The sequence below is a fragment of the Butyricicoccus sp. Marseille-Q5471 genome (assembly GCF_951230135.1).
Taxonomy (GTDB): Bacteria; Bacillota; Clostridia; order Oscillospirales; family Butyricicoccaceae; genus Agathobaculum.
In genome coordinates this window covers 1-12,232 of the sequence record NZ_CATNVC010000015.1, presented here as the reverse complement: position 1 = coordinate 12,232, position 12,232 = coordinate 1, and the positions used below count along the sequence as shown (strand labels likewise).

Below are 12,232 nucleotides of genomic sequence, written 5' to 3'. Positions count from 1 at the left end.
GATTACCATGGAAAATCGATTGATTTGCATCTGCGGACCAACTGCCAGCGGGAAAACCGCGCTGTCCGTCGCTCTGGCACACCAACTGCATACAGAAATCATTTCAGCTGACTCCATGCAGGTATATCGAAACATGGACATCGGAACCGCAAAGCCGTCTTTGGAAGAACGCGACGGTATCCCGCACCACTTGTTTGACGTGTGTAGTCCAGGAGAGAGCTTTTCGGTCGCGCGCTATGTAGAGCTTGCGGATGAGGCCGCACAGAAGATTCTATCACACGGTAAAATTCCGATTGTAGTCGGCGGTACCGGCTTGTATATGGACGCTTTGATTGAATGCAGCACCTTTTCAGGAAATGATACCGATACGGCTGTGCGGGAGAAATATAAGCGACTGGCAGAGGAACAGGGGAACGAAGCGGTACATGCCTGCTTGCAGAAAGTTGATCCCGAAAGTGCAGACCGTCTGCATCCCAATAACCTCAAGCGCGTGATTCGAGCACTCGAGGTATTTGAACAAACCGGACTTACAATCGGTGAACTCAACCGGCAGAATAAGCGCCCCGACCCGAAATATGACGCTGTAATGATAGGGCTATGTCCCGCTGATCGGCAAATGCTCTATGACCGCATCGACCGACGAGTCGATCAAATGCTTGAACTGGGGTTGCTTGAGGAAACACGTACGCTGCTGGAAGACGGGACTCTTACCGGCACGGCCATGCAGGCAATCGGTTACAAAGAGCTGCTCGGATTTCTAAACGGTGAGCAATCGCTTGCAGAATGCGTTGAGCTGCTCAAACAGCGCAGTCGAAATTATGCAAAAAGGCAAATGACTTGGCTGAAAAGGGATGACAGAATCCATTGGATTTATTATAATAGTAACGAAGAACTTCCACTCGTCCTACAGGAAACGACAAAATATCTGCAAAAGCACGGTGTACAATTGTACCATAATTTGTAAAATTATTGGAGGAATCATCGTGCGTAACGAAATGAATTTACAGGATGCAATGCTCAATGCACTGCGCCAGCAGGGGCAGCAGACGACTGTCTTCCTGACCAATGGCTTTCAGATGCGTGGCAGCATTCGAGGCTTTGACAGTTTTATTGTGATATTAGAGACCGAAGGCAAGCAGCAAATGATTTATAAGCATGCCATCTCTACCATCATTCCGCAGCACCGCATCGACCTCATGAACAAGCGAACGGAGGATTGCGCACGCGCGGAGTAATTACTTAGAAGGGTACCGCATGGAGCAGGATAACGAAAAAAAAGTGAATAAGAAAAAGGATAGCGGCAACCGCCCGGTTTTTTTAATAATCGGAGCGGTTTTGCTGCTTTACGTCGGCGTGCAGATTTTTTCCGCATTTTCAGGCGGCATACAAACCACTTCCACCTCACATGTTACCGTGAACGACAGTTTTGCGGCCACCGCGTGGTTTTTCCGAGATGAAACACCGGTGTCCGGTAGTGCGAGCGACACGGTGCGCCATATCGTCTACAACGGCGAGCGTGTGCAGCAGAATGCCCCACTGGCCACGGTTTATGCGGATGAAAATGCATTGGCGCTGAGTCGCGAGTTGGAAGCACTGGACAATCAGATTACGCAGTTTGACACCGCGCTGCAAAGTGCGGGCGATAGCGCAGACTCCGCTAAAATCGATCAATTAATTGCACTTGCACTACAGCAGCTTTCCACACAAGTCAAATCCGGATCCGGAACATCGCTGACGTCCGCCGTCTCGTCGCTCCGCTCGCTTTCTCTCCGACGCTCATCCGGTCAATTGGATGCAGCTGCGGTATCCGCAGAGCGTGAACAGCTTACTACGCAGCGAGATAGTCTGGCACAGCAGCTTTCAGGCAAGACCAATCAAATTACCGCGCCTTATTCCGGATATTTTTCTGAGGTGCTGGACGGCTATGAATCGGTGCTGACGCTTGACCAACTTAAGGCGCTTACGCCCGAGGCGCTGGACAAGCTTATTAAAAGTCAAACCGCGCCGGATCAGGACAGCTCACTTGGGAAAATCATTCAAGGGTTTTCCTGGTATCTTGCCGTGGATCTTCCCGCAGATCAGGCCGCCCGCCTAAAGATTGGCAGCAGCCTTCGCATCAGCTTTACCAAGGCCTCCATTGAGGTTCCGGTCACGGTCAATGCAATAAACCGCAGCCCCAATAAGGACAACAACCAGGTGGTCGTTATTTTGGAAGGCGCGGAATTCAACAGTGAGCTGGTTTCCATGCGGGATCAGCCGGTGGACATCATTCTCGGCACCTATGAGGGACTCAAGGTTCCCAAAGAAGCCGTTAGAATGGTGACCGACGAAGACGGTAACCATACCTTGGGCGTTTATATTTTAAGCGGATCTGTGACTTATTTTAAGACAATCCATCCGATTTATGAAGATGAGACCTTTTATGTGGTCACACAAAGCGCAACGGACAGCAACGCATTGGTAGTAAACGACCAGATTGTCGTACGAGGCAAGGGTCTGCAAAATAACATGGTGGTGAAAACATGACCGAGTTAGAAAGGGAAATGCTAAAGAGCCGTATTGATGCCGTTCGGGCGCAAGTCGAACAGGCCGCGGTGAAGGCAGGGCGAAACCCCGCTGAAATTACATTGGTTGCAGCAACCAAAATGAATGATGCAGAGCGTGTTCGATTTGCAATCGAATGCGGCATCCGTGTTTGCGGCGAAAACCGCGTACAGGAACTGCAGGAAAAATACGAGCAGAATGCCTATCGGGACACAGATTTACACTTTATTGGGACACTGCAGACCAATAAAGTCAAATTTTTGATTGGAAAAGTCTCCTTAATCCAGTCGGTCAGCTCGATTCGTCTGGGTCAAGCGATTGCGAAAGAAGCCGCAAAACAAGGGATACGGCAGGATATCTTACTGGAAGTCAACATTGGACGCGAGGCAGCAAAGAGCGGCATTCTACTTGAGGATTTGCCGGATACGCTTGAGATTCTTGCCCAAAATCCAGCACTTCATATTCGAGGGCTGATGGCAATTCCGCCAATAGCGGATCAAACAACGAAAAACTTGCGCTATTTTGACGAAATGCACCAAGTATTTGTTGACATTTTGACGAAAAAATACGATAATGTAAATATGGATTATTTGTCTATGGGTATGACAAATGACTTTGAAGCAGCGATTGCCTGCGGTTCGAACATGGTTCGCATCGGTACGGCGATCTTTGGCGCACGCCATTATCCGGCTGTCTGACAGCAAAACATAAGGAGGAACTTGTTATGGGTTCAATCAAGGGTTTTATCGATTGGGTCAAGGGCGAAGATATTGAAGACGAATTTGACGACCACGCTCGTCAGAATGAAGAGGCGGGCAACACATCCTCTCCGTCTGCGTTTGATACTCCTGAACCGTCCGTAACCCGCCGCAGCAATAAAGTTGTCAATATCAATGCGACTACGCAGCTGGCCGTCGTTCTGGTCAAACCTGACCGATTTGAAAATGCGGCGGAAATTGCTGATCATTTGAAGGACAAGCGTACCGTTGTCCTGAATCTTGAGCAGACCAACAAGGATGTCGCTCGTCGGCTGGTGGATTTTCTCAGCGGCGTTGCCTACGCCAATGAGGGTAAAATCAAGAAGGTTGCAAACAGTACGTATATCATTACGCCCTACAATGTTGACATTATGGGGGATTTGATTGACGAGCTGGAAAGCAACGGCATGTACTTTTAAGGCTGGCCGATTGTGAATACATTTGTGATATATTTCGCGTCGTCGATTATTCGGTGTCTGGAGTTTCTCTTCTTCGCCCGCGCCATTATGTCGTGGTTTCCGCAGGGGCGCGAGTCGAAGATTGCTGAGTTTTTTTATCTGGTTACCGAACCGCTGATCCATCCCTTCCGCAAACTAACCGAACAATTCGACGCGTTGCGCTCTTTTCCGATTGATATCGCCTTTTTACTGGCGTTTCTGTCACTTGAGCTTATATTGACGTTGCTTTACAGCCTGTAATTGCACAGGTGCCAAAGTGGTCGGGATGATGCTCCCGACCATTTTACGGTATCAGCAGCGTATAAAAACAGAACATATTGATATTTATAGAAAAAACGGAGGATGAACGTATGACGGTGCAGGAAATTCAGGAAATCGGCTTTGAAAAAGCGGTTTTCGGCGGCTATGATATGAAATCGGTTGATACTTTTCTGGAGCGCGTTGCAGAAGAATTTGCTTCGATGCAAAAGGAAAGCGCGGCACTGAAATCTAAAATGAAGGTGCTGGTCGATAAAATTGAAGAATATCGCAGCGTAGAGGATGGCATGCGCCGTGCTTTAATGAGTGCGCAGTCGATTGCACAGGAAACGATTGATAAAGCAAAGGCTGAATCCGATCAATTGGTTGCAACGGCTCGCAGCGAGTCGGAAACAAAGGTAAGGGCTTTCAGAGAACAGATTGCGCTTGAGGAAGAAAAGCTGGCGGCGGCCAAGAAAAACACCCTGGAGTTTGTCGCACGTGTCTCCACCGTATATCAGGCACAGGCGAAGGCGCTTGCTGACCTTGCATTGTCTGAAAAGCTTATACAGGAAGCACCGCAGGCGGCTCCGTCAGCACAGGCTTCTGCCGAAGAAAGCGATGCACCGGTACAGGATGCTACCCGAAAATTTTCCGCAGCTGAAGTAGCAAATGCCAAAGCTGCTGATAAAGACTTTAATTTTGGAGAACTTAAATTCGGTACGGATTACAATCCGTCCGATGTCAAATAAGTAAGCCACCAACGAAAGGACGGACACGACGGTATGTCGCAGGATTACAACAGCACAATCAATTTGCCCAAGACTGAGTTCCCGATGCGTGCGGGGCTTCCCACGCGTGAACCCGGGTTTCTTGAGGGCTGGGAAAATGACAATCTCTATCAAACGCTCATGGAGAAGAACGAGGGCAAGCCGCTTTTCGTTCTGCATGATGGCCCGCCGTATGCGAACGGCAATCTGCACATGGGTCATGCGCTCAATAAGATCCTGAAGGATTTCATTGTGCGCTATAAGAATATGGCTGGCTTTCAGGCTCCCTATATTCCCGGTTGGGACACGCATGGTTTGCCGATTGAGCGCCAGGCCATCAAAGCGTACGGCATGGATCGTGACAAGGTCACTACGGCTGAATTCCGCTCTAAGTGTGAGGAATTTGCCTATAAGCATGTCAACACGCAACGTGAGCAGTTCAAGCGCTTGGGCGTCATTGGCGAGTGGGATCGTCCCTATCTGACGCTGACGCATGACTATGAGGCCAGCCAGATTGAGATTTTTGGCGAAATGGCCAAGAAGGGTTATATTTATAAGGGGTTAAAGCCCGTTTACTGGTGCCCGCATGATGAAACCGCGCTTGCGGAAGCAGAAATTGAGTACCAGGATGAAAAATGCTCCTCCATTTATGTGAAGTTCCACGTGACAAACGACAAGGACGGCAAGATTTCTGCCATAACCGGCTCTCTTGATCACGTTTATTTCGTGATTTGGACTACAACCACTTGGACTTTGCCGGGCAATCTGGCCATTTCGGTCAATCCTTCGTTCGAATACGATTTTGTTAAGATTCCAAGCGGTGAAATCTATGTATTGGCCAAGGAATTGGTTTCCGCTGTGATGCAAGCCTCTAAAATCGATTCCTGGGAGGTCATTGGCACGCTAATGGGTTCTGATTTGGAACTGACGCGCACCAAGCATCCTATCATGGATCGAGAAAGCATTGTAATCTGCGGCGATCACGTTACGCTGGATGCTGGCACAGGCTGTGTGCACACAGCTCCCGGCTTTGGTGCAGATGATTTCATCGTCTGCCAAAAGTACGATATCCCGATTGTTGTTCCGGTGGATGGCAAGGGCATGACAACCAAGGATGCAGGCAAGTATGCCGGCATGTACTATGAAAAGTCTACGCCTGTCATTCTGGAGGATTTGAAGGACTGCAACGCTCTGCTGGCAATTGAGGAAATCGAGCATAGCTATCCGCATTGCTGGCGCTGCAAAAATCCCATTATCTTCCGTGCGACGGAGCAGTGGTTCTGCTCTGTTGACGCGCTTAAGGATGACGCGATTCAGGCCTGCGAAAATATTCAGTGGCTGCCCGCATGGGGCGAGGAACGCATGACCTCAATGATTCGTGAGCGTTCCGATTGGTGCATTTCGCGCCAGCGTGTTTGGGGTGTACCGATTCCGATTTTCATCTGCAAGGATTGCGGCAAGCCGTTAGTAACCGAGCAGACAATTCAAATCGTAGCCGATCTTTTCCGCGAGAAGGGCTCTAACGCTTGGTTCGAGTTGTCCGCAGCTGAAATTCTGCCAGCTGATATTAAGTGCGAATGCGGCTGCGGCGAGTTGGAGAAGGAAACCGACACAATGGATGTTTGGTTTGATTCCGGTTCCTCTTGGCGTGCAGTAATCGAAAATAGGGAAGGCCAGTCCACACCGGTTGACATTTATCTCGAAGGTAATGATCAGTATCGTGGTTGGTTCCAGTCCTCGATGCTGACTTCTATCGCAACACAGGGTAAGGCGCCATACAAGACGGTCATCACCCATGGTATGATTGTTGATGAAGAGCGCCAGAAGATGTCCAAATCGCTTGGAAACGGTATTGCACCTGAGGATATCCTCAATCAGTATGGCGCGGATGTGATGCGTCTGTGGGTTGCATCTGCCGATTATCGGCAGGATATGCGCATTTCCAAGGAAATGCTCAAGCATTTGTCGCAGAATTATTTGAAGATTCGTAATACAGCTCGATATATTCTGGGCAATCTGTTTGATTTTGACCCCGCTAACGATCAGGTGTTGTATGCAAATATGCCGGAACTGGATCAGTGGGCACTCAATAAGCTTAATGATTTGGTGTACAAAGTACGTGCTGGATATGATGGATACGAATTCCACACGGTATTCCATGCAATTCATAACTTCTGTGTCGTTGATATGTCCAATTTTTATCTGGACGTCATCAAGGATCGGCTGTATTGCGACGAGACTGCTGGATTCAGCCGTCGCTCGGCACAAACGGCTATGTATCAGATTCTGAGTGCACTGGTTCGCATGCTTTCGCCGATTCTTTGCTTTACGGCAGATGAGATTTGGCAGGCAATGCCGCATATTGCTCAGGATGATGTGCGTAATGTTGCATACAACGATATGCCGTCTGCTCGTGTTGATTGGGCGTTTACTGAAGAGCAGGCCGCAAAGTGGAGCCGTTTGATTCAGTTACGCGATCAAGTCAACAAGGCGCTCGAGTCCGCGCGCACTGAAAAGATTATTGGCAAGCCGTTGGAAGCCGCGGTTAAGCTGTATGACGAGACAGAGCTTTCTGATTTCCTTGCTTCTTGCAATGAGAACTTGGCAGATTTGTGCATCGTATCAGAGTTTGAGGTCATTAAGGGACAGGGCGAAGGCTACCCGACGGAAGGGTTCGCGCATACAATTCATGTTGAGCGTGCTTCTGGCGAAAAGTGCCTACGCTGTTGGAAACAGGCTAAGTCTGTGGGCCTTGATGCCAAGCATCGGGGACTCTGTGCTCGCTGTGCCGCCGTTGTAGAATAAATTTTAAGAGGGAAGGGGGGCAGACCCGGTCTGTTCCCCTTTTTTCATATAAGAAAGCAGGACGATTTAATGCCGATTTTTCTTCTTATTTTGGCCTTGATTGCGTTTGATCAGCTTGTAAAGTATTGGGCTTTTACTGTGCTGCAGCCCTTGACCACAATCCCGATTGTGGAAAACATCTTTCATTTAACCTATGTTGAAAACCGTGGCGCGGCGTTTAGCTTATTGATGAATCGGCGCTGGCTATTTGTTATATTGGCTGTGTTGGTTGTCAGTGCTGCTGCAATTGCTTTAAAAAAAGGTGTTATTCAAACGAAAACAGGTAAGTGGTCGCTATATTTGATTACAGCCGGTGCAGTGGGTAATGTGATTGACCGTATTGCTCGCGGGTTTGTTGTAGACCTTTTTGATTTTCGTCTGATTCATTTTCCGGTATTCAATGTTGCGGATATCTTTATTTGCACAGGTGCAGTTTTGTTTTTTATTTATATTATGTTTCAGCACAAGGAGACAGATGCTTTAACGGAGGGCGCTGAAAAGAATGAATGAGCATTACCTTGAGACCAACTCGTCTGATGCAGGGAAACGCATTGATAGCTACCTGAGTGAACGGTTAGATACGATTACGCGATCAGCAGCACAAAATCTACTAGTTGAAGGTGCGGTAACACTTGCTGGTCAACCACTCAAAAAGAACTACAAGCTGACCGGTGGAGAGATATTGTGCGTTCGAATGCCTGAACTGCGTGAAGTCGATTTGATTCCAGAGAATATCACGATAGACATTATCTTTGAGGATGATGATATCATTGTAGTAAACAAACCGCGCGGCATGGTTGTACATCCGGCGGTTGGAAATTGGAGCGGTACATTGGTAAACGCTTTAATGTACCATTGCGGAGAGCGTCTTTCCGGCATTAACGGAGAACATCGCCCTGGAATTGTTCACCGCATTGATAAGGATACCAGTGGCTTGTTAGTTGTTGCGAAAAATGATAAGGCACATCAGAGTCTGGCGGCACAGATTGCGAGGCACACAGCATACCGCGGATACGAGGCCGTTGTTATCGGAGCTCCGCGAGATGATAGCGGTATCATTGATAAACCCATTGCACGGCATAAAACAGATCGGAAACGGATGGCCATCGTACAGGGAGGTCGTGAAGCGATTACTCACTATACCGTCCTGAAGCGCTATCATGGGTATACGCACATGGCATTTCGCTTGGAAACAGGCCGGACGCATCAGATTCGCGTGCATATGGCATCTGTTGGGCATCCCATTATTGGAGATCCGCTTTATGGGTTGAAAAAGGATCGATTTAGCGATATGGGCGGCCAGTGCCTACATGCTGCTCGGTTGACACTGGTTCATCCATCGACCGGCGAACTGTTAGAGTTTTCAGCGCCGTTGCCGCAGTACTTTATAGATATTTTAGCGAAATTGGAACGCATGCAGTAAAGAAGTAATCACATACCACTTGAACGAAATGCTATTTACGCAAGTGGGGTTAATTGAAAATACTCCCTCAATTATACAAAATCTTTATTTTGTATAATTTCCTATGTCGGCTATTTCGTGCCCTGACAGGCCTTGCCTTCGCCGCGACCTGGCGGCCACTCCACCGCCGACACACCACCTGCCGCCACGGTAAAGATACAAAACACGCCGTTTTGTTCGGCTCGCTCAATGCACTACCAATAAAACGGCTATTAAAGTTTTCAACCAATTGATGCTCACGTGCATAAGCAAACAAATGTGCTATACAGATATCACTATTATCCCAATACTCGAAATTATCATAATGGCGCGATATCGGGAAATTAGCAATCACACGATTACGATTCTTGCGGCGTAACTTATTGCGGATATCAAGAACAGCATGATAGCTCTTGCCGCTACCCGGTGTACCGCTGTACAAGTAAATCAATTTAATACCTCGATTTGTAACACAATTCACCTTAAGCTCCGCGCTGGCTGCCATGACCATTTGTGTTACTCTATCTGCTTCGCCCATCGCGCCGGAATAGATATGACATAATACAGGCCAATAGCCACAAGCCAGAGCTCGGCCATAGCGACAAACTCATAAACCGGGATAAAGTAATTAATCCTTGAAATAAGTTCATTAAATGCGAATTAGCCGCAAATGTAAAAGGCGAAGCCGGGAACAAGTATGAAATTATATTGCCAACGGCAACAATCGCGTCAATAAAAAGCTGACAAAACTTTGCAAACTTCGAAACATTACACCGCCCCCTTACCACTTAATCAAATCTCGCGTTTTATTAATTAAAACAAGGCCAAACCAGATACACGCCGTATACCGGAAGAACGCAATCGGCAGGATGAAGGGCGTTAAATCTACCACGTGATGAATCTGAAAGTACGACGTTTCCAAATCAATGCGGAATTGAAAATCCTGCGCGTTCCTTGTGAAAACACGTATTGCATTGACGAAATCAAACGGTATACAGAATGGGAAGCGCGTAGGAAGCCGCATATTCTTAAAACCGTCAAAGTCCAAGCGAAAATCAGCAGGAGTACCAAAGAAACCAACAATCGCCGCCAGAATTGATTTAATAGCATCCAGAATGCTTTTAAGCAAGCTTTTCAGCCAGTCCCAAAGTCCAGTGTCAGTACCCTCACCAGTGCCTTCCCCTTCCCCTGTTTGGACTAATTCGCCTGTCGTAACATCGACCAAAGAATCCGTAGGAACGTCCACTAATTCACCTGTTGCTACATCGGCCTTCGGGATATCTGCAAGGTGCGCTGCCTGATCTAACGCCATATCAGGATAAACAATAGTTTCCTTACCATCTGCATCTAGCTGCACATCAGGGATATCAGGCATTTTAACAAGTGAATGGTCAGACGGATAGAGCAAATCACCTGTATGCGGTATTGCAACAGCATCCCCAAGCATCAAAGGCCAATCTTCAGCTTGCAAAGGTATTGCCATGTTATTAGTCGATGTAGAACCAGAAATACCCAAAAATCCATCAGCCTTGTCCGCATATATGCTATAACCAAACAACAGCCATGCATTATTAGCGTCATGGCGATAAAATGGATAGAAACTACACGTAGCATAATCAACCGGATTATATTGATTATCAATAGCAGTCTGCGTAACACTATTATATGTTTGCAAAAAATCACCATTCTTGTACGCAGAAATGGTCATGTACATATACCCATATTGATTAATCAGCACATCCGACCGCGAAAATGTATAAACATCACCCCTAGACGTTGTAAATGCACCAGGGCAAAAAACAGCCGTAATTGCATCAGCCTTATTAAGAACCTGACCGTTACCCATTACAATATTTCCGGCAGAATCAACAATTGAAGAAAACGCCCCTTCTATCGAACCCCAAAAAGATTCCGAAAACTTAACACCGACACTAGTCGACAACAACGTTGCAGGATTGCCAGTGATAACACCCGCCCACTTCGTTAATTCTTGAAAGGCAGCCGGCGCATTCGTTGATATCCATTCATAGCACCCTGCCGCTGCCGACCGTGCATTATCACTAGATGCAAAACCTATACCACTACCGATAAGAATAGTAGCCAAGATTTCCACGCCATACTTTGCTATAATAGTCTCGACAACAGCCGCCTTTGCCATCGGCATGAAGCAAGCCGTAAAGACCATGAGAAAAGCCAACAGAACACACAGAATGCGTTTTGCTGGCTTCATTGTACTTGTTCATAAAACAACCCCCTTAAAAGGGAGCAGGGCGGGGATGCCCCGCCCCATATCTTGCCATACCCTTGAACTTGCTCCAGAGCAGCTTCGCACCGAAGAACACAAGACTAGCAGCGATAACAACCAGGACCTCTGCCTTAAGACTTGCGACCTCAGTAGTGATAATACCCGACACCGTCGTTGCACCCTCAGTCTCGGCAGCACCCGCCGCACACATCAGCGAACACATCGCCATACTACCCGCCAGACAAGCCTTCGCATACTTGCCCTTTGCAGGATACGAAATAGGAAGAACTGAACCAGATGTGGAAACTCTTGGTAAACTTTCGCAATTCTACAATGTAAACATGAATTGGCTTTACGGTGTCACAATAGTAAAAGAAGAAAAATCGCAAAATAAAAAAGACTAGGTCAACCCTAGTCTTTTTCTATGCAATCGCGAGTCAAACACAAAACGCTGATTTATTTTGTATAATTAGTATAATCCCTATTTATCTAGTCCAAACAGCATTTATCCATCCCCCTCATAGTTTTGTCTAATTACGCTTCCGATTTCGCTTAGGTTGATCAACACGCTGCTCTAGTTTTTCAAGCTTTTCAAGAATCAGAGAATCAGCTATCAAACAATTCACACAGCGATAGCAACCATACGCAATTGCATACTTTTTACAGCACAACTTTATGCAATTACGACACTTGCACTTCTCGCACTGCTGTGCCATTACGCAACTCCCAGTAATCATTGATTAATGCTCGACGCTTTGAGTTAAACTTTTCTTCACCATAGTCTAACAAATCCATGAATGCGCCCAGATGTAAATGGTAAGATAAAGTACACACTTTTCAGCCAATAGAACTGCACAGTTTTTCGACACATAAAGTGCACAGTTTTTCGCCAAGACTGCACAACCTCCGAGGAGTTGGTAAAATGAAGCCAGCCG

13 protein-coding genes are annotated in these 12,232 nt (G+C 47.2%); 10 read left to right on the top strand and 3 right to left on the bottom strand.

Annotated elements, in window-relative coordinates; translation table 11 throughout:
• Window positions 1-7: 7 nt before the first annotated feature.
• The 10 genes from miaA to QOX26_RS12370 all read left to right on the top strand — a co-directional run bounded on the left by miaA (window position 8) and on the right by QOX26_RS12370 (window position 9,034).
• Entirely contained in the window at window positions 8-964 is a 957-nt protein-coding gene (miaA, locus tag QOX26_RS12415; RefSeq protein ID WP_283675295.1) for a tRNA (adenosine(37)-N6)-dimethylallyltransferase MiaA, read from the top strand.
• Between the two features lie 16 nt (window positions 965-980).
• Window positions 981-1,235 (top strand): RNA chaperone Hfq, encoded by a 255-nt coding sequence (gene hfq / locus QOX26_RS12410; RefSeq protein ID WP_283675325.1) that lies wholly within the window; start codon window positions 981-983, stop codon window positions 1,233-1,235.
• A 19-nt stretch (window positions 1,236-1,254) separates the two neighbouring features.
• Complete coding sequence (locus QOX26_RS12405) at window positions 1,255-2,526, top strand: HlyD family efflux transporter periplasmic adaptor subunit (RefSeq protein ID WP_283675294.1); 1,272 nt, start codon at window positions 1,255-1,257, stop codon at window positions 2,524-2,526.
• Window positions 2,523-3,242, top strand: a complete 720-nt coding sequence (locus tag QOX26_RS12400; protein WP_283675293.1) for a YggS family pyridoxal phosphate-dependent enzyme — start codon at window positions 2,523-2,525, stop codon at window positions 3,240-3,242. The genes QOX26_RS12405 and QOX26_RS12400 overlap by 4 nt, the downstream gene beginning before the upstream one ends.
• A 26-nt stretch (window positions 3,243-3,268) precedes the next feature.
• Complete coding sequence (locus QOX26_RS12395) at window positions 3,269-3,721, top strand: cell division protein SepF (RefSeq protein WP_283675292.1); 453 nt, start codon at window positions 3,269-3,271, stop codon at window positions 3,719-3,721.
• 12 nt (window positions 3,722-3,733) lie between these two features.
• Window positions 3,734-4,000: a YggT family protein gene (locus QOX26_RS12390; protein ID WP_283675291.1), complete on the top strand. Its 267-nt coding sequence runs from the start codon at window positions 3,734-3,736 to the stop codon at window positions 3,998-4,000.
• A 110-nt stretch (window positions 4,001-4,110) separates the two neighbouring features.
• Entirely contained in the window at window positions 4,111-4,749 is a 639-nt protein-coding gene (locus tag QOX26_RS12385; protein WP_283675290.1) for a DivIVA domain-containing protein, read from the top strand.
• A 33-nt stretch (window positions 4,750-4,782) separates the two neighbouring features.
• Window positions 4,783-7,572 (top strand): isoleucine--tRNA ligase, encoded by a 2,790-nt coding sequence (gene ileS / locus QOX26_RS12380; RefSeq protein WP_283675289.1) that lies wholly within the window; start codon window positions 4,783-4,785, stop codon window positions 7,570-7,572.
• 69 nt (window positions 7,573-7,641) lie between these two features.
• Window positions 7,642-8,121 carry a signal peptidase II gene (gene lspA / locus QOX26_RS12375; RefSeq protein WP_283675288.1) on the top strand — a complete coding sequence of 160 codons (480 nt, stop codon included), beginning with the start codon at window positions 7,642-7,644 and terminating at the stop codon, window positions 8,119-8,121.
• A complete protein-coding gene (locus tag QOX26_RS12370; protein WP_283675287.1) occupies window positions 8,114-9,034 on the top strand; it encodes an RluA family pseudouridine synthase in 921 nt (306 codons plus the stop codon). Before lspA ends, QOX26_RS12370 begins: the two co-directional genes overlap by 8 nt.
• Window positions 9,035-9,101: 67 nt before the next feature.
• Here the strand turns inward: QOX26_RS12370 and QOX26_RS12365 are convergent, their stop codons facing one another.
• From QOX26_RS12365 to QOX26_RS12355, 3 genes are all read right to left on the bottom strand, one after another.
• A complete protein-coding gene (locus QOX26_RS12365) occupies window positions 9,102-9,590 on the bottom strand; it encodes a hypothetical protein (RefSeq protein WP_283675286.1) in 489 nt (162 codons plus the stop codon).
• Window positions 9,591-9,833: 243 nt separating this feature from the next.
• Window positions 9,834-11,282: a hypothetical protein gene (locus tag QOX26_RS12360; RefSeq protein WP_283675285.1), complete on the bottom strand. Its 1,449-nt coding sequence runs from the start codon at window positions 11,280-11,282 to the stop codon at window positions 9,834-9,836.
• Window positions 11,283-11,307: 25 nt separating this feature from the next.
• Complete coding sequence (locus QOX26_RS12355) at window positions 11,308-11,526, bottom strand: hypothetical protein (RefSeq protein ID WP_283675284.1); 219 nt, start codon at window positions 11,524-11,526, stop codon at window positions 11,308-11,310.
• Window positions 11,527-12,232 lie beyond the last annotated feature (706 nt).

What these genes read in the sequence shown, in the direction of transcription:
- miaA (WP_283675295.1), top strand. Translation starts at nt 8, where the DNA reads ATGGAAAATCGATTGATTTGCATCTGCGGACCAACTGCCAGCGGGAAA.
- QOX26_RS12405 (WP_283675294.1), top strand. Translation starts at nt 1,255, where the DNA reads ATGGAGCAGGATAACGAAAAAAAAGTGAATAAGAAAAAGGATAGCGGC.
- QOX26_RS12400 (WP_283675293.1), top strand. Translation starts at nt 2,523, where the DNA reads ATGACCGAGTTAGAAAGGGAAATGCTAAAGAGCCGTATTGATGCCGTT.
- QOX26_RS12395 (WP_283675292.1), top strand. Translation starts at nt 3,269, where the DNA reads ATGGGTTCAATCAAGGGTTTTATCGATTGGGTCAAGGGCGAAGATATT.
- QOX26_RS12385 (WP_283675290.1), top strand. Translation starts at nt 4,111, where the DNA reads ATGACGGTGCAGGAAATTCAGGAAATCGGCTTTGAAAAAGCGGTTTTC.
- ileS (WP_283675289.1), top strand. Translation starts at nt 4,783, where the DNA reads ATGTCGCAGGATTACAACAGCACAATCAATTTGCCCAAGACTGAGTTC.
- lspA (WP_283675288.1), top strand. Translation starts at nt 7,642, where the DNA reads ATGCCGATTTTTCTTCTTATTTTGGCCTTGATTGCGTTTGATCAGCTT.
- QOX26_RS12370 (WP_283675287.1), top strand. Translation starts at nt 8,114, where the DNA reads ATGAATGAGCATTACCTTGAGACCAACTCGTCTGATGCAGGGAAACGC.
- QOX26_RS12365 (WP_283675286.1), bottom strand. Translation starts at nt 9,590, where the DNA reads ATGGGCGAAGCAGATAGAGTAACACAAATGGTCATGGCAGCCAGCGCG.
- QOX26_RS12360 (WP_283675285.1), bottom strand. Translation starts at nt 11,282, where the DNA reads ATGAAGCCAGCAAAACGCATTCTGTGTGTTCTGTTGGCTTTTCTCATG.
- QOX26_RS12355 (WP_283675284.1), bottom strand. Translation starts at nt 11,526, where the DNA reads ATGGCGATGTGTTCGCTGATGTGTGCGGCGGGTGCTGCCGAGACTGAG.